The sequence below is a fragment of the Pontibacillus sp. ABV4_188 genome, from assembly GCF_056311905.1.
In genome coordinates this window covers 3,124,012-3,140,774 of record NZ_CM149975.1, presented here as the reverse complement: position 1 = coordinate 3,140,774, position 16,763 = coordinate 3,124,012, and the positions used below count along the sequence as shown (strand labels likewise).

Here is a 16,763-nt window from a genome sequence, read left to right as displayed (position 1 = left end):
ATCTCCATGTGTGTTCTTTTTACTGATGTTACAGGGGAGGAGTTATGGATGAAAGCAAGAACAGTTAGTCACTCAAGGATTATCCAAACGAGGTTGGTGTTACCACCAGATACGAATCACCTAGACACTATTTTTGGAGGAAAGATTTTAGCGTATATTGATGAGGTTGCTGCCCTTACTGCTATGAAACATTCTAATTGTGCTGTAGTAACAGCGTCTATTGATTCTGTAGACTTTCTTTCATCAGCAAAGGTAGGGGATTCGCTTTCTTTAGAAGCATGCGTAACCTACACAGGGAATTCGTCTATGGAGGTCTATGTTAAGGTTAAAGCACACAATCTACTTAAGAACGAAGAAACCTTAACGACAGAATCGTTTTTGACCATGGTTGCTGTTAATGGTGACGGAAAGCCTGTTTTAGTTCCACCTATCTTGGCTGAAACCCAGGAAGAGAAACGGTTATACGAAACGGCACCTGCTCGGAAAGAGAATCGGAAAAAGCGGTCAGCTATTCGTTAATCATTTCATAAATTACCCGGGAAATATGTCGATTGGTGGGAAATTGAGTCTGAGGTTATTATCTTGTAAAATGACAGCGTACAAAGAAATGAAGGAATAGGTGTTATTATGAAGTCATATATAGTAGTTGGTTCGGGTATTATGGGGGCTTCCACTGCTTATCATTTAGCTAAAAAAGGAGTCCCGGTGACGGTGGTTGATCGCCAAGACGCAGGCCAGGCTACAGATGCTGCAGCAGGTATGGTTTGTCCCTGGCTTTCTCAGCGAAGGAACAAAGCTTGGTATCAGCTAGTGAAAAATGGTGCTCGGTATTACCCTGAATTGGTTCAGGAACTTGAAAGAGATGGGCAAACAGAAACAGGATATAAGCGTGTGGGTGCACTAAAGCTTCATACGGAAGATGCAAAGCTTGATAAAATCGTTGCGCTCGCTGAAAAACGTCGCGAGGATGCACCAGAAATAGGAGAAATTAAGAAATTGACTCATGAGGAGACGAAAGCAATGTTTCCTCCTATCTCTTTAGAGTATGCAGCTGTTTATGTTAGCGGAGGAGCTCGAGTGGATGGAAGGGCGCTTAGAAACGCGTTGATAAATGGAGCGCAAAAACATGGGGCACGTATCTTGTATGGAGATGCCACTCTTTCCTTTAAAGGTGGGAGTGTAACAGGTGTCAATGTTGATGGTGATTTTTTATCTGGAGAGAAAGTGATTGTGACCGGTGGAGCCTGGTCTAAAGAAATGCTAGAGCCTCTTGGCGTCCAATTCCTAGTCTCTTCTCAAAAAGCTCAGATTGCACATCTTTCTCTACCGGAAACCAATACAAGTGAGTGGCCTGTTATTATGCCTCCTACAAATAAATATGTTCTTCCTTTTGAGGCCGGGAGGATTGTAATAGGGGCAACTCATGAAGAAAATGAAGACTTTGACATTCATGTCACAGCAGGTGGACTTCATGATATTTTCTCGCAGTTATTACCAATCGCGCCTGGTTTAAAGAGCGGAACATTTGTTGAGAGCCGTGTAGGGTTTCGCCCTTATACGCCAGGGTTTCTTCCTGTCATCGGTAATGTTCCAGGATTTGATAACCTACTTGTTGCCAACGGCTTGGGTGCTTCTGGACTAACAAGTGGTCCTTATCTTGGTTCTGAATTGGCTAACCTTGCATTAAGCCGTCCATCAGGTATTGATTTGACTCCATATGATGTCACTGGAGCAATGGAATAAAGTCTACTATTAAATGCACAACCCCATGAATGAGGTGGTTGTGCATCTTTTAGTTAAGGAAGGTGTAGTAAGCAATGCGGTATATCATCGCTGTTTTTATTGGAGCATGTTCGTATGGAGTGTTATCAACGTTAGTAAAGCTTGCATATAGAACCGGTGCAGACACATCGCTAGTTACTGTGGGACAATTCCTAATTGGTTGGTCCGTTTTATTCGTATGTGTTTTCTTTACGAAAAGGAAACAAAAAATCGGACTAAAAGATAAAATCAAACTTATGCTTGCAGGTATACCTACAGGCTTGGTTGGTGTGTTTTATTACCTCTCTCTAGTTACTACAGAAGCATCGCTCGCCATCATTTTACTTTTTCAGTTTGTTTGGATTGGATTTTTACTAGAATTCTTGCTCTATAGGAAGATTCCTGATAAGGTCACGACCTTTAGTGTGCTCATTTTAATGATTGGAACGATTTTAGCGAGCGGAGTAATAAGCGGAGAGAGTGCAGGAGTGAGTGTGATTGGGATTATATATGGTTTACTGGCGGCGGTTTCTTTTGCTTTATTTATACTCACTAACGCTACTGTTCTGCCTAAACTTCCTCCTATCCAGAGAAGCTATTATATGGTTACAGGAAGTATGATAATCGTTGTTGTGATTTTTTCTCCGGTTCTTAGTAAAAGCCTAGATCCAACTGTGATTGCATCTTTCGGTCATTTAGGGATCTTACTTGGTCTTTTTGGGGTTGTGATTCCTCCTTTGCTATTTGCTTATGGTATGCCAAAAATCGGTTCAGCACTTGGTAGCATCCTTGGTTCTGCTGAATTACCTGTTGCCGTACTATTGTCCATGTTGATTCTTAATGAGCACGTTACCATGATTCAATGGTGCGGGGTTGCTATAATCTTGGTGGGGATTGTTTTTCCTAATATTCAACCTAAGAGTGGATAGTTATGCAAATTGTTTTGGTCTAGTAGTGGTTTCCTTTATACTTTAATTGGGCGTCTTAGCCTAAACGGTTTAAAGGAGAGATTTTTAATGAAGACAAATATGCAAGAACAATACAATGAATATATTGAAAAATTTAAAGCCAATGCATCACAAGATACTCAAGATAAAATGCAAAGCGCTATTGACGAACTTGAATCTTCGAACCAAGGAAAAGGTTTACGTGTAGGAGAAAAAGCTCCAGAGTTTACTTTGCCAGATGCTAAAGGAGATTCTGTAGATCTTTACCAGCAACTCCAATCCGGTCCTGCAATTGTTACTTTCTATCGTGGAGGATGGTGCCCATACTGTAATATGGAGCTTCGTGCTTATCAACAATTAATTGAGGAGATTCATGGTGAAGGGGCACAGTTAATTGCGATCAGCCCTGAAACGCCAGATCACTCTCTGTCTACTGCAGAGAAAAATGACCTGCAATACCATGTTTTAAGTGATGAAGGTAATAAAGTGGCTAATCAATTTAATTTAGTTTACCAGCTTCCTGACTATCTTGTAGATGTATATAAAGAGAAAGGTCTTCAGGTAGATAAGCATAACGGAGATGATAATTGGACTCTTCCGGTTTCTGCTACCTATATCATCCAACAAGACGGAACAATCGCTTACGAATATACAAAAGCTGATTACAAAGACCGTGTGGAACCTTCTGAAGTGGTAGAGAAGCTTAAAAGCTTATAAGTAGTTGACTAGAGCCCAGGGGATCATTCCTTTAGGGCTCTTATTTATTATAAAGTAGGATTGTTAAATGCTCATACTAGAGAGAATGTCCTCGTGCTTAGAGGAATGGGAAAAGCGCTTTTCTTTAAATAAAGAAAGCGCTTTTACTTTTTGGCTGATAGACTTGCTAGTTTAATAGAATTATAGGAAAATTATAGAACATAATTAAACGGTGAGGGAGGATACAATATAAGCAACTAAAGAAAGTTTGAAATGAGCTTTCATTGTTTTACGCTTATATGTTAAGAATTGGGTTTTCCCTTACTTCCGCGTTTCGGCTCTTGAAGCCTAAAATAGATAAAAATAGGAGCGAATGTGATGAATGACTTATTAAAAGTTAAAGACAAAAACTTTGTTGTAATGGGTGTAGCAAATGAGCGTAGTATTGCGTGGGGAGTTGCAAAGTCACTTTTTAACGCTGGTGCTAATGTCATTTTTACTTATCGAAAAGAACGTTCGTATAAAAAATTAGTCAAAATGCTTAGTGATCAGAAGTTAGAAGCAACTCACATCGTGGAGTGTGATATAAATAATGATGAAAGCATTGATCAAGCGTTTCGAAGTATTGGAGAGCAGGTCGGGACCATTCATGGTATAGTTCATTCCATCGCGTTTGCTCACTCAGAAGATTTAAAAGGAACTTTCCTTGAAACAAGTCGAAGTGGCTATGCGTTTGCTCAAGATACAAGTGCATACTCTATGATTGCTGTTGCAAAGGCGAGTCAGCCTTTTATGACAGATGGAGGTTCTATTATTGCCATGAGTTACTTAGGGGCAGAAAGGGTGGTTAAGGGGTATAACGTGATGGGTGTTGCGAAAGCCTCTCTAGAAGCAACTGTGAAATATTTGGCATCAGACTTAGGTGGGTCTAACATTCGAGTAAATGCTGTTTCTGCTGGAGCAATCCGTACCCTTGCTGCTAAAGGTGTGCCATCTTTCAATGATATCTTACATAAGATTGAAGAGGAGTCCCCTCTAAAAAGAAATGTCACGCAAGAAGAAGTGGGTGATATGACCCTTTCCTTGCTAAGTCATTTGTCCAGAGGAGTAACAGGAGAAATTATATATGTGGATTCTGGTTACCACATTATGGGGTGAAGTTTTAAAAGAGGTTCCTGCAAAAGGAACCTCTTTTTCAATTGGCTCTGTAAAAAGTGTCGGTTAAGGTTAACGTTTTTGTTTACTGTGTTGAGAGTAAGGAGGGCCAGGCACTTCTACCGTAACGGAACCACCCGTACTGACATATCTTTGCTTCGAGCCTTTCTATTATGAAGTGGTTTCTGTTGTAGAGGGTTTCGCTTTATACAATAGAATGATTCCTGTTAAATAACATAAAGCTGTGATGAAGAATAAGGAGCATGTAATAGGCTCAAATAGAGTGAGTAATCCAAAGCCGACTTGTGAGATGGTAGCGATAATGAGGAAGATGAGTGTACGAGATTGTCTTTGAGCTGTCCGGAGATAGTGAACTGCAAGGAAGGTTAATACATTGGTAGTTAAGCTGATTACAAGGAATATAGCAGCGAAAATCATAAATAAAATCGCCATTGTACTAACAAATTGCAAAAATTCGTTTGCTCCAGGTTCAGGAAACCACTGATATTCATTAAATATGAAGAAAGACGATCCGCCTATAAAAAACGCAAATAAAAATCCGATTACAGTCCAAACCATGATATACATATTTAGCAGAGCTTGTGCGATTGCCCCGATTAAGACAGCAATAAAAGCAGGATTTTTCATGCTAACTCCCTCCTTAACGATAAACGCTATTATTGAAGGAAGTATATGCTTGAAACACCACTTTACATGCTACTTTTATGAAACGGAATGCAGGTTAAATCGTAAATGTATAAAGAGAAAGGGAGTGGTGACTTGAATATACAAGGTATTAACCATATTACATTTTCTGTTTCAAATATAAAAAAGTCCATAAAATTCTATGAACAGGTATTTGGAGCGACACTTTTGGTAGAGGGAGAAAGGACTGCTTATTTCGATCTTAATGGGTTATGGATTGCTCTGAATAAAGAAGAAACTATTCCACGAACTGAAATAGAAGAATCTTATACACACATAGCGTTTACAGTAACTGAAGAAGATTTCAAAGAGGCGGTATCTCACTTGGAGTCATTACATGTTCGGATTTTAAATGGGCGAAAGCGGGACGACCTAGACAAGAAATCCGTTTACTTTACTGACCCCGACGGACATAAATTTGAGTTTCATACAGGGACCTTGGAGGATCGTTTAGCTTACTATCGACAAGAAAAAGGGAATATGAGATTCTACATTTAGAAAGCGCATTCAATTTACAGATTGTTTGAAAAGTAAGGATTAAAGTTTGATGGAAAATTAACTCGTTCGTGATAGAATAGTAAAAAATAAACTGTAAAAGTACATAAAAGGGAGTTTGCTTATTTATGAAGCGTTGGGTTCGGAAAAGCTTTACCATATTAACCGCAATTGTGACGCTAGGATTATATGTACCTCCTACGACACTAGATGCAGAGACAACAGAAAAGAATAAAGCCTTCTCACCGAAAGAAAATATAGAAGAGAAAAAAGCATCATCGACAAATGCAACTGATTCTGATCACTTTTTAGATCTTCCTGATTTATCGGAAGATCTTCCTCAGTTAGATTCTGAACAATATCTTTCAAATCTTGGAGAGGTTGCTAAACAACAAACGATGACTAAACTTGGTCCTCGTATTGTTGAGAAGATCGATCCAATTTTTATGGATGACATCCTAAACAATATTGAAGATGAAGTGAGACATGTCATGGAGAAAGTAGAAGAGGACGAGGTTTCAAATTATGCCATTACGTTAGATCCAGCACCAGGCTATGGGGAGAAAATCTTCCATGTTTATAACACTAGTACCAATGCTGAACTAGCCCGCTTTGATGTGAGGCGTGACAATCGTCCGGGTGAAGGACATTGGTTTAATTTCCATTATCACGTAAGCGAGGATCAGTTTGAGAAACACTATGCTATTGCTGACTTGTATTGGGATAAAAATACCCCTCCAAAATGGATGTCCTAACCGTCCAAAAATTATAATGTACAAAAAAGAGCCCAGACTTAGTAACGTCTGGGCTCTTTTTTGTGATTTTATCTAAAAAGGGAGGGTTACTTCCAAAAAGGATTTAGCTTCTTAATCTTTTGCATAAAGTCTTCAAATTGAAACGTGCTACCTTTTGTTTGGTTGTACCATTTACGGCATGTTTCTAGGACCCAGAGGGGTATAGGCCTTTCTCTAATAAGAGGGTAGTATTCCTCGTATCCTCTTTTTAAAAACTCCCATCTGAAATCATTTCCTTCATGAACGTATTCGGATACATCTATTACTTTGGCGCGTCCGTCTTGTAAGAGTATATTTTTTAAATGGATGTCTCTTGGGTTTAAATTCTTAGCTATGACAAACTCTCGGGCTCTTTCTACGTCTTCTATTGCTTGAGGGGGAATATTCATCCCTCGAAGTAGGCAGTCGTAGAGGGATAATCCTTCTTCAAAACTAAGGACAATGTAACGATCCCCCGATCCATAAAAGATAGAGAAGTAAGGGGAGGCCCCAAGCGTTTTGTATACACTCTCTTCATTTTCTTTTTTATGGAGTTTGTCTTCGCCATAAACTTTATAAGCGAGGTGTGGTTGTTCTTTGTGACGGAAAACGGCTGCGTCTGTCCCGACTCCTATACATTCAAAGCTAGGGGGGATCTCTTTTATGGTTACTGGCTCGTTATGAGGATTAGATATCACTTGTATATAGTCAATATTTGAAGGTACGTCAAGGTGAGGCATGGCGCCAACGCCTTTCTTTAAGGTGTTTGGTTAATCTATGATTCTGTTCCTTACAATATTCCCTAATAATAAGACTTTTAAGGGGGGCTCATGCGCTGTTAGGAGATTAACAAACAAATAAAACCGCCCATGCTTGTTCGTACTAACAAGACATAAGGCGGTTTATACATGTTATTGATTCAATATAATTTCTTCTAGGTCATCTACCATTTCGTTTGCAGCAATGTAGCCACCAGCTGTATTCCAAATCGCGTCACTTACTTCGTGGACGTTGCCTTCTTGAACGACTTCAAGGTTTTGGAATAATGGATCGTTCATCCACTCTTCTGCTAGCTCTGTAGCAGCACCATCACCGGTTTCATATGTGAAGTAGAACAAGATATCTCCATCCATAGCAGGAATACGTTCTTTCGTTGCTTTTTCCATAAATTCGTTCACATCTTGAGATTCCGGACGTTCAAACCCAATTTGCTTGAGAATAACCCCTGAGAAAGAGTCTTTCTGATAAATACGGGCGTGGTCAGGGAGGAAGCGAACTACAGAAACTTCTTGCTCAAGTTTGTCCCCTGCCTGATCGGCAAAGTTGTTTAGGCGATCATTGTATTCAGATAGGAGTTCTTCCCCTTTAGCTTCCATGTTTAAAGCTTTGGCGTATGTTTTAAAGTTATCCTGCCATTCCCCTTTAAGGGTTTCCGAGAAGATGGTAGGGGCAACCTCATTTAATTGGTCATAAATTTTTTCTTGGCGCAATTTATTTCCGATAATTAAGTCAGGATCTAAAGAAATGATTTTCTCAATGTTGACTTCTGATTCGGTACCGACTACTTCTACATCTTCCATGCGATCGCTAATATGTTCGTACCATGGATCGCCAGTCCATGATTGAACTGCTCCAACAGGTGTAACACCAAGAGCTAGAAGGGCTTCTGTTCCTTCGTTCGTTAAGATTACAACTTTTTCAGGCTTCTCTTTAACAGTTGTTTCTCCCATAGCGTGTTCAACTGTGTATGGTTCGAAGTCACTGTTGGCGCCATTGTCTTCATCATTTGAAGACGAGTCTTCTGAAGATGTTCCGCAGGCAGCTAGTAATCCGATCGTCAATAGCAACATAAAACTAAGTATAAAATGCTTTTTGTTCATCGTTATGTCCTCCTAATTGAGTATGGTTATCATTTACAACTAATATTGATCATAGCCTTAGTTTTTAACGGAGTCAAGTATAAATGAAAATGATTCTCATAATCGTTGACAGCGCCTAATAGAATCCATACACTTGTAAGTAAGAGTAGTATGTAAGTTACGTTAGGTAGGGGAAGAATATGGTTTTGCAGTCGAATAGAACAAAAGGAATCGGTTTTTTGGTAAGTGTTGTTCTGTTAGTGGTATGTATGGGGCTAAGTCTTGTTCTTGGATATACGGACGTTTCGTTTAGCGATGCTTGGAAAGCTTTTACGACTCAAGAGCAGAATAACACGTTAATCGTAATTCGTTCATTGCGATTGCCAAGAGTTCTAATTGCAGCATGTGTGGGAGGATCACTGGCTTTAGCTGGTGCTTTACTTCAAGCTTTAACCAGAAATCCACTCGCCTCTCCTCAAATCTTTGGTGTGAATGCAGGTGCTTCATTTTTCGTGGTTATGGCTATTGCTGTCTTTCAATCTCTTCCCCTTGGAATGATGGCTTGGGTATCATTTGCAGGTGCAGCGGTTGCTGCGACTATTGTATATGCCATAGGTTCAATAGGAAAAGAAGGATTAACTCCTGTGCGCTTAACGCTGGCGGGAGCAGCTATTGCTGCATTATTCTCATCATTAACTCAAGGTATTCTTGTTTTAAATGAAAAAGCCTTAGACGAAGTGCTCTTTTGGCTAGCTGGAAGTGTACAAGGAAGAAGCCTTGATTACTTGCAACAACTTTCCCCTTACATTCTAGTAGGCTGGATCGGTACATTTTTAATCGGTAAGCATTTGAATATATTAACAATGGGAGAAGATCTGGCAAAAGGTCTGGGGCAAAAGACAGCTTATATAAAAGTGTCAGCTGGAGTTCTTACTGTTCTCCTGTCTGGAGGAGCAGTAGCAATTGCAGGACCTATTGGATTTATTGGGATTGTTGTACCCCATTTTGCAAGATACATTGTCGGGTATGATCATAGGTGGATCTTGCCGTATTGCGCCGTATTAGGCGGAATTCTCTTACTGTTAGCTGATATTAGTGCTAGATATATTATTATGCCAGAAGAAGTACCTGTCGGAGTTATGACGGCAATAATTGGTACTCCATTCTTTATTTATATTGCCCGAAAAGGATTGAAATCAACATGAGTAAATATGTAAAGATACGCTCCAAAAAAGATCAAATATCCTTTTTTCTTGAAAAACGGGCTTTGACGTATTTTAGCCTATTTTTAGGATTGTTATGCGTTTTATTTATAATGGCTGGGTCATTAGGAGAAACATTTATTCCACCATTTGATACGATCACAGTATTCTTCGGTGGAGGAACGGATGTACAGAATTTAATCATTGAAACATTGAGACTCCCGCGAATCATTGTGGCTCTGTTTGTCGGGGTAGGCCTTGCTTTAAGCGGTGCTATCCTTCAGGGGATGATTCGAAACCCTCTTGCGTCTCCTGATATTATCGGGATATCAGGTGGTGGTGCTGTAGCGGTGGTATTATTCTTAACGCTATTTAGCGATGAGACCGATTCTTTAACAGTCAGTATTCATTGGATGCCGGTTGCGGCATTTATAGGTGCGAGCTTAGTAGGTATCTTTGTTTATTTATTAGCTTATAAAAATGGTGTCTCACCGATGAGAATCATATTAATTGGTATCGGACTTTCTGCTCTTACTCAAGCCATAACGAATACGTTAATGATCGTAGGTCCTATTTACCGTGCCTCACAAGCCAATGTTTGGTTAACCGGAAGTGTATATGGAGCAAATTGGGACCAAGTAAAGATCATTGTCCCTTCTATTCTTGTTCTTGTCTTTGTATCCTTGTTACTTTCAAGAAGGATTAACGTACAAGAGCTCGGAGAAGAACTAGCTGCTGGAGTAGGTTCTCACTTGCAACGGGATCGCTTCCTTTTCTTGTTAGTAAGCACAGCACTAGCTGGTATTGCGGTTTCTTTCGCTGGAGGGGTTGGCTTTGTTGGTTTAATGGCGCCGCATATAGCAAGAAGACTTGTAGGTTCTTCGTATGGAGCCCTGTTACCCCTATCAGGACTTATTGGAGCGATTCTGGTGATAGGAGCTGACCTAATTGGGCGTACACTTTTCTTGCCTAGCATTGTTCCTGCTGGTGTATTTACAGCTACAATCGGTGCTCCCTATTTTATCTTTTTATTATTTTCAAATAAGCGGGCTTAAAAGGAGAGGTAGACATGAATAATTTAAGAACAGATCATGTAACGCTTGGCTATGGAGAGAAGACAATTCTTAATGATTTAAATATAGAGGTACCAAAGGGAGAGATTACAGTCTTCGTTGGAGGAAACGGTTGCGGAAAATCTACCCTCCTCCGTTCAATGGCTCGTTTATTGAAGCCACACAGTGGAAACGTGGTTTTGGATGGGAAGGCCATTTCGAAAATGTCCACCAAATCAGTAGCGCAGCAACTTGCAATCCTTCCTCAGAGTCCAGTGACCCCAGAAGGATTAACGGTGCTACAACTAGTTAAACAAGGTCGTTACCCATACCAGAACTGGTTCAAGCAATGGTCGCAAGATGATGAAGATGCAGTCGAGCAAGCTCTTCGAGACACGAATCTTGAAGAGTTGAAAGAGAGAACGGTTGATTCGTTATCAGGTGGGCAGCGACAGCGAGCTTGGATTGCGATGACTCTTGCACAGGATACGGATATCATTTTACTTGATGAGCCGACGACTTACTTGGATATGACGTATCAAATTGAAATACTCGACCTTTTGTTTGAGCTGAATGAAAGAGAAGGGAGAACCGTTGTTATGGTTCTTCATGACCTGAATTTAGCCTCTCGATATGCTCATAACATCGTGGCCTTGAAAGATCAAACAGTTTACGCTCAAGGTAAACCAGAAGAAATCGTGACGTGTAAGTTTGTTCAAGATGTGTTTAGCATGACCTGTAACGTTACGAGTGACCCCATCTTTGGGACACCAATGTGCATTCCTTATGGGCGTGGTCGTTGTTTAATTAAGGAAAGTGTGATGTCTAATGAACCTAACGTTGGATGAAATTGATGTATTACATCATCATTTTCGGTACTATCATCCAACTTACCATACCGGAGAGCAACGGTTGGAAGAGATTTCACTAGATGCTTTTAGGGATGTGAAGCAATTAAAGGAAATACTTAAACAGGTTGATTCATTTATAGAGTCCGATTCTTCAATCGCTACTGCTTCTATGATTACGAAAAGGCTAGGTTATTATTTTGTAACGGGTATGCTTGCCCCTATGACTCTTCATTCAAAATTGCCTGTAGTAGATGTGGAGGATAAGAAGTTGATTCGCTTGGATGACCAAAAAAGTTGGTTTCCCAAATGGAGCAATGAGTCACGTCGAACCCTGCTCATAGAAAATAATGAAAGAGAAAAGACTGTAACACACTATTTCAACGTAATGATTGAAACCATGGTCTTACCGATATTCAAAACAGTGAGAGAAGTAACAAAGCTACCCATGAAGACAATGTGGGAAAACTTCGCTACTTATGTATACTGGTTTTATGAACAGTTTGCTTATGAAATTGTTAACAAAGAGCAAGCGAATACTGTATTGCAGGACTACCGAACTATACGTAGTATAGAAGGAAGGGTATTCCAACAAAAACAGAACCCTATTACTGATCTCGCCTTACGTAAAGAAAAGGGAGAGGAGAAGCGGCGGTTCTGTTGTTTGACCTACCAATTGAATAATGAGCATTCCTATTGCAAAGTCTGTCCGCTTCTAAAAAACTGAAACACATGAGGTGGATGGAAAGGTGAGGATTCCATCCACCTGGCATTGGAATTAGGGACACATGAAGGGGGATTAGGAGTTTGTGTTCGTTCAAAAAAATAAATTATAAAGCTTTCTTCTGTGGATTATTAGTAGAATAAGACGAAGGAGGGGTGATGGAATTTGTAGAAGCCCTTTTCATTCTTTCGATAATATAACTTGCTACGAATTCCTGAAGCTCCTCTTCTTGGCATTGTTTAACAATTTGAAGCAAATCTTTGTGGTCCATCTGCTCAATAATAGAGTGGACAAATAGAGGTAAGTAATCATCCGTTTCAAAATATTTCTTATAAAGTTCAGATAAGCTATCAGCGAATTTCATAATCAACTTCCTTTCCCTCAATCTCAAAAGTCTATCTTTGTTCATTACCTTATGCGGCTTTTTTTAAATGTTGTTCATAATTCGTTAAATAAGTGCAAAAAGTATAGAATAGGAGGGTGAAGTTAATGGAAAATAAAAAGCGAACGTTTTATATTAACCTTGGTTCTCAAGAGATTTCACAAATTCGTGATGGGAATAATGACGTATTTACTATTCAGGCAACAGAAGAGGAGATGTTCAGACTACGCCAAGTACTTAACGAGGTATTTAGTGCAGATGAGCGATCGTTTTGGAGGTCACATATCCCTTTTCGCCATTATTCTGAGGACTCACAAAATGATGATTATGACTACTCCATGCGCGAAGCTTACAAAATGATTTACGAGTTGGGCGACGACGAAACGAAGGAGTTCATTAAGTCAATAGGAATGGATCACGACGAAGATTCTGATAAGATCTATGGAGAAGAGAATCCCTTAACCTAACGGAAAACAAGAGGTCGCTAATTAGCGACCTCTTGTTCTGTGTTATGGGGTTGTTCCTTGAATATTGCTTATATCTTCTGCGTTTTCTTTCACATCTTCTGGAATACGAACTTCCTCAATTTCATTGTACTCGTCGTATGTTGATTGAATCTCTTGTTTAACGGAGACTGTGTTACCTTGTTGCTCCATTGAAATATCCATCTTCATATCTATTAATTTTGGATAGTATTGATCTTTACTGATTGTAAGGTCAAAGGCCAAATGATCGATCGTGAATTGTTCTATTGTATTTTTTGGGACTGCCCCACCGTTTGATAAAGCCTTTTCGATGAACTGCTTCATATCTTCCTCATTGGCTTCTAAATGTATGACGTAGCCATCCTCTGTTTCGTCCATTGTTAGACTGTCTGAATAATCCTGTAGCATATCAAGTTGTTTTTCTGGGCTTTGTTGCATTGTACCTGCCTGACTAAACTGATTAATTAAGTCTTTTGGGCCTTTAAGCCAATTTCCGCTGTTTGGATCTTTAAAATAAAGGCCATCCTGAATATAGTACATCTCGATGTTTTGTCCCATAGCTTCTGTTACTAGGTGATAAGAAAGAGGGTCCATGGTGAAATCGCCTTCTGAAGACATCTCTATCTTTTGCTCTTCTTGTTCGCCCATGCTAACTGACTGTTGAATATCAGTAGCTAATGAAAAGCTTTTTAGCTCTTCTGTGGCTTCTAATGATTTCTCATAAACTTCTACAGCAGAAAGGTCTTTATTCTCTTCAGTGGTCTCCCCTTCTGCTCCGCTTTCTTCAGACTGACCAGAACATCCTATCGTGATGACCAGAATAAAGCATAAAGCTGACCAGAGTTGTACATGTTTTTTCATAATTACTCTCTCCTTAGAATCAAATTAGTTGAATTTGAGTTTATTTCGTGCTGCAAAAAGGAAATAGGTTACTAACACACCATAAGAAACAGGGGGCAACAGATATGAACCTAGGTAAGTCAATTGCAATCATTCCTATTATTTTGGTAGCGTTACTCGTAGTGATATCAAATCAACAGCCTAATTCGCTAAATGCGCAGGACCAATTATCTGGATCTGATCATACCGGTCATACAGAGATAACTTTCCACCAAAAACAGCAACAGAAACCTGAATTAACAACTTCTTCCAATAAAGATCAGCAAAAAGAGGCCTTAACAGAAAAAATTATAACATCAGTTACTAGTAATTTTATGGATCAACTTGTACAAAAGTCCAATCAAGACGCTCGTGTAGTGGCATATGATAGCAAAGAGGAATTAATTGAGTCGTTTTCATCCATAGCAAATAAATCTGTTGCAAAGGAATATGTTGATTTTTATTATAAAGAATATAATAATGGACTGTATATCCTTCCAACTGATACACCACCTTGGTTTCAAGAAAGTGAACCTTACACAACTGAAACTTTAGAGGATGGACGTATAGCCGTTACTCAACATAACACAAGTGAGCTCTATGGAAAGTACACGGTTTCATTTGTTTTTGCTCATACAGATGAAGGTTGGATTATTGATGGAGTAAACCATTCATAGTGAATAGGAAATGAAGCAATAAAGGCAGTTGATCGTTATTGATTACGTTTTATGATTATTACCATAATGAAGTGAAGCTTTCTTTTACCGATCATCCTTTTTCTGATCACCCAAAACATGTATGGGTTATTAGTCGTTATAACGGAAAATGGCTACTTACCGAGCATAAAGATCGAGGAATCGAATTTCCCGGTGGGAAGGTAGAAGAAGGAGAGACTCCGGAACAAGCAGCGGTTCGTGAAGTCATGGAAGAGACTGGGGGAGAGGTTGAAGCCTTATCTTATATCGGTCAGTATCATGTGGATGGTAAAGGCGGTTGTATTATAAAGAATATTTATTTTGCAACCATTTCGAACCTCACGAAACAGGATAGCTATTTCGAAACAAAAGGTCCTGTATGCTTAGATACCTTACCAAAAGGGTTAGAGCGGAACACTCAGTTTAGTTTTATGATGAAGGATGAGGTACTACCTCACAGTTTAGACTACATTAAGAAAACTCAGCTCTTGGATTAGTCTCCGAGATGCTGAGTTTTTTTATTGGCTACGCATTTATTGAGTTGATCCCCTTATCAACTTTCGCTCCAACCGTTCCACAAGGTGGTACATGATAGCAGCAAAAATTGCAATAATTATCAGGCTTGCAAGGACTAGTGTGAAATCAAATACTTGGAAGCCGTAAATGATCAAGTACCCTAACCCTTTTTGAGATACGAGGAACTCACCAACGATTACTCCAACCCATGAGAGCCCAACATTTACTTTGAAGGTGGATATAATCGTCGGGAAGGAAGCGGGGAGTATAGCTTCTTTGAAAATTTGGAACCTATTCGCACCAAAGCTTTTAAGAACTTTAACGTAATTTCTATCCACACCTTGGAATGCTGAATACACAACAATAGTTGTAATGATGACGGAAATGATGGCTCCCATTGCGATGATAGAGAAATAGCCCGGTCCTAGCGCAACGATAATAATCGGTCCTAGTGCTACCTTAGGCATTGCATTTAAAATAACAAGATAAGGATCAATGATTTTAGATATTTTTGGAAACCACCATAGAGTAGCAGCTAACAAAATACCTAGAGCTGTTCCAAGCAAGAAGCCTGCTACTGTTTCTAAAAACGTGACTCGCATATGCATGAAGATTGAACCATCAGTGATTTTAGCTAAAAGCAAATCACCAATTTTAGATGGAGAACTAAAAAGGAGTGGGTCGACCCACTTGAGGCGACTGCTGATTTCCCAAAGGCTAAAGAAGCTAGTAAATATAATCAATTGCCATATCATTATTGAACGCTTTTCTTTTTGGAGGTTCTTTACATGTTGCTGAAAACGCGCTTCATCAGTTGATGGATTCCGATTCAAGCTGATCTAGCTCCTTCCATATGGTTTGAAATAGGTCATTGAAATCAGCGTGCTGTCTTGCTTCAAAAGGTGTTAACGTACGTAAATGATCAGGGACTTGAAATGTTTTCGCGATTCTACCTGGGCTTGCTTTAAGGACGTAAACAGTATCGCTCATAGCGATCGCTTCTCCGATATCGTGGGTAACCAATAAGGAGGTTTTTCCATATTGCTTTAGCATCTGAAAGACCAAATTCTCGAGTTTTAATTTCGTTTGATAGTCTAATGCGGAAAATGGTTCATCAAGAAGTAATAACTTAGGATCTGTCATTAAGGTCCGTGCTAAAGCAGCCCTTTGACGCATCCCGCCTGAAAGTTGATTAGGATAAGATTTAACGACGCTTTCAAGGCCGATTTCTCCTAAAATCTGAATGGCTTTCTCTTTCTTCATTTCCGTGATGTTACCTTGAATGTGAGGGCCAAGGAGCACATTTTCTTGAATCGTCTTCCATGGAAATAAGTAATCCTGTTGTAGCATATATCCAATATTGGTATTTGAACTAGGTTGTTGCTGAATAGTTACGGTTCCCTCTGTGGGAATTAAAAGCCCTGCTATGATGGATAGAAGTGTCGTCTTTCCACAGCCACTAGGGCCAAGGAAGGAAACAAACTGTCCTTCCTCAATGGAAAGCGAGACATCTTCAATAGCTTTCGTAAACCCTTGTTTAGAAAAGTATTGATGGGTGACATGGTTTAGGCTGAGGAAAGTCATTTTCC

21 protein-coding genes are annotated in these 16,763 nt (G+C 39.6%); 14 read left to right on the top strand and 7 right to left on the bottom strand.

Annotated elements, in window-relative coordinates; all coding sequences use genetic code 11:
- The first annotated feature begins 48 nt into the window (after positions 1–48).
- From ACYX4O_RS16110 to fabI, 5 genes are all read left to right on the top strand, one after another.
- Positions 49–519 carry an acyl-CoA thioesterase gene (locus tag ACYX4O_RS16110; protein ID WP_476352197.1) on the top strand — a complete coding sequence of 157 codons (471 nt, stop codon included), beginning with the start codon at positions 49–51 and terminating at the stop codon, positions 517–519.
- Between the two features lie 108 nt (positions 520–627).
- Positions 628–1,743 carry an NAD(P)/FAD-dependent oxidoreductase gene (locus ACYX4O_RS16105; RefSeq protein ID WP_476352195.1) on the top strand — a complete coding sequence of 372 codons (1,116 nt, stop codon included), beginning with the start codon at positions 628–630 and terminating at the stop codon, positions 1,741–1,743.
- A 74-nt stretch (positions 1,744–1,817) separates the two neighbouring features.
- Positions 1,818–2,690 (top strand): EamA family transporter, encoded by an 873-nt coding sequence (locus ACYX4O_RS16100; protein WP_476352193.1) that lies wholly within the window; start codon positions 1,818–1,820, stop codon positions 2,688–2,690.
- An 87-nt stretch (positions 2,691–2,777) separates the two neighbouring features.
- Positions 2,778–3,425, top strand: coding sequence for a peroxiredoxin-like family protein (locus tag ACYX4O_RS16095; protein WP_476352191.1), 648 nt, complete (start codon positions 2,778–2,780; stop codon positions 3,423–3,425).
- Between the two features lie 357 nt (positions 3,426–3,782).
- Positions 3,783–4,562 (top strand): enoyl-ACP reductase FabI, encoded by a 780-nt coding sequence (fabI, locus tag ACYX4O_RS16090; RefSeq protein ID WP_476352189.1) that lies wholly within the window; start codon positions 3,783–3,785, stop codon positions 4,560–4,562.
- Positions 4,563–4,730: 168 nt separating this feature from the next.
- Here fabI and ACYX4O_RS16085 read toward each other — a convergent pair whose 3' ends face one another.
- Complete coding sequence (locus ACYX4O_RS16085; protein WP_476352187.1) at positions 4,731–5,207, bottom strand: hypothetical protein; 477 nt, start codon at positions 5,205–5,207, stop codon at positions 4,731–4,733.
- 105 nt (positions 5,208–5,312) lie between these two features.
- Between ACYX4O_RS16085 and fosB the strand changes: the two genes are divergently transcribed.
- The gene (gene fosB, locus ACYX4O_RS16080) at positions 5,313–5,762 is read left to right on the top strand and encodes a metallothiol transferase FosB (RefSeq protein WP_476352185.1); all 450 of its coding nucleotides are present in this window, start codon (positions 5,313–5,315) and stop codon (positions 5,760–5,762) included.
- Positions 5,763–5,887: 125 nt separating this feature from the next.
- Complete coding sequence (locus ACYX4O_RS16075) at positions 5,888–6,514, top strand: YpjP family protein (protein WP_476352183.1); 627 nt, start codon at positions 5,888–5,890, stop codon at positions 6,512–6,514.
- Positions 6,515–6,600: 86 nt separating this feature from the next.
- On the opposite strand, the gene ACYX4O_RS16070 is transcribed toward ACYX4O_RS16075, so the two are convergent.
- Positions 6,601–7,272, bottom strand: coding sequence for a serine/threonine protein kinase (locus ACYX4O_RS16070; RefSeq protein WP_476352182.1), 672 nt, complete (start codon positions 7,270–7,272; stop codon positions 6,601–6,603).
- A gap of 171 nt (positions 7,273–7,443) precedes the next feature.
- Positions 7,444–8,412, bottom strand: a complete 969-nt coding sequence (locus ACYX4O_RS16065) for an ABC transporter substrate-binding protein (RefSeq protein WP_476352181.1) — start codon at positions 8,410–8,412, stop codon at positions 7,444–7,446.
- A 179-nt stretch (positions 8,413–8,591) separates the two neighbouring features.
- Here ACYX4O_RS16065 and ACYX4O_RS16060 point away from each other — a divergent pair, with 179 nt between their 5' ends.
- From ACYX4O_RS16060 to ACYX4O_RS16045, 4 genes are read left to right on the top strand one after another with little or no spacing between them, the layout of a single operon-like run.
- Positions 8,592–9,596: a FecCD family ABC transporter permease gene (locus ACYX4O_RS16060; RefSeq protein ID WP_476352179.1), complete on the top strand. Its 1,005-nt coding sequence runs from the start codon at positions 8,592–8,594 to the stop codon at positions 9,594–9,596.
- Positions 9,593–10,648, top strand: coding sequence for a FecCD family ABC transporter permease (locus tag ACYX4O_RS16055; RefSeq protein WP_476352176.1), 1,056 nt, complete (start codon positions 9,593–9,595; stop codon positions 10,646–10,648). Before ACYX4O_RS16060 ends, ACYX4O_RS16055 begins: the two co-directional genes overlap by 4 nt.
- 14 nt (positions 10,649–10,662) lie before the next feature.
- The gene (locus tag ACYX4O_RS16050; protein WP_476352174.1) at positions 10,663–11,493 is read left to right on the top strand and encodes an ABC transporter ATP-binding protein; all 831 of its coding nucleotides are present in this window, start codon (positions 10,663–10,665) and stop codon (positions 11,491–11,493) included.
- Positions 11,474–12,220 (top strand): hypothetical protein, encoded by a 747-nt coding sequence (locus ACYX4O_RS16045; protein ID WP_476352172.1) that lies wholly within the window; start codon positions 11,474–11,476, stop codon positions 12,218–12,220. The genes ACYX4O_RS16050 and ACYX4O_RS16045 overlap by 20 nt, the downstream gene beginning before the upstream one ends.
- Positions 12,221–12,323: 103 nt before the next feature.
- On the opposite strand, the gene ACYX4O_RS16040 is transcribed toward ACYX4O_RS16045, so the two are convergent.
- The gene (locus ACYX4O_RS16040) at positions 12,324–12,581 is read right to left on the bottom strand and encodes a DUF6154 family protein (protein WP_476352170.1); all 258 of its coding nucleotides are present in this window, start codon (positions 12,579–12,581) and stop codon (positions 12,324–12,326) included.
- Positions 12,582–12,706: 125 nt separating this feature from the next.
- Between ACYX4O_RS16040 and ACYX4O_RS16035 the strand changes: the two genes are divergently transcribed.
- Positions 12,707–13,066: a hydrolase gene (locus tag ACYX4O_RS16035; RefSeq protein ID WP_476352168.1), complete on the top strand. Its 360-nt coding sequence runs from the start codon at positions 12,707–12,709 to the stop codon at positions 13,064–13,066.
- A 42-nt stretch (positions 13,067–13,108) separates the two neighbouring features.
- On the opposite strand, the gene ACYX4O_RS16030 is transcribed toward ACYX4O_RS16035, so the two are convergent.
- Complete coding sequence (locus ACYX4O_RS16030; protein ID WP_476352166.1) at positions 13,109–13,945, bottom strand: DUF6612 family protein; 837 nt, start codon at positions 13,943–13,945, stop codon at positions 13,109–13,111.
- 104 nt (positions 13,946–14,049) lie between these two features.
- Here ACYX4O_RS16030 and ACYX4O_RS16025 point away from each other — a divergent pair, with 104 nt between their 5' ends.
- Together ACYX4O_RS16025 and ytkD are read left to right on the top strand one after the other, a co-directional pair.
- Complete coding sequence (locus tag ACYX4O_RS16025; RefSeq protein WP_476352164.1) at positions 14,050–14,640, top strand: hypothetical protein; 591 nt, start codon at positions 14,050–14,052, stop codon at positions 14,638–14,640.
- 38 nt (positions 14,641–14,678) lie between these two features.
- Positions 14,679–15,155 (top strand): RNA deprotection pyrophosphohydrolase, encoded by a 477-nt coding sequence (gene ytkD, locus ACYX4O_RS16020; protein ID WP_476352162.1) that lies wholly within the window; start codon positions 14,679–14,681, stop codon positions 15,153–15,155.
- A gap of 36 nt (positions 15,156–15,191) precedes the next feature.
- On the opposite strand, the gene ACYX4O_RS16015 is transcribed toward ytkD, so the two are convergent.
- Together ACYX4O_RS16015 and ACYX4O_RS16010 are read right to left on the bottom strand one after the other, a co-directional pair.
- A complete protein-coding gene (locus ACYX4O_RS16015; protein WP_476357175.1) occupies positions 15,192–15,929 on the bottom strand; it encodes an ABC transporter permease in 738 nt (245 codons plus the stop codon).
- 55 nt (positions 15,930–15,984) lie between these two features.
- Positions 15,985–16,758 (bottom strand): ABC transporter ATP-binding protein, encoded by a 774-nt coding sequence (locus ACYX4O_RS16010; protein ID WP_476352160.1) that lies wholly within the window; start codon positions 16,756–16,758, stop codon positions 15,985–15,987.
- Positions 16,759–16,763: the final 5 nt, after the last annotated feature.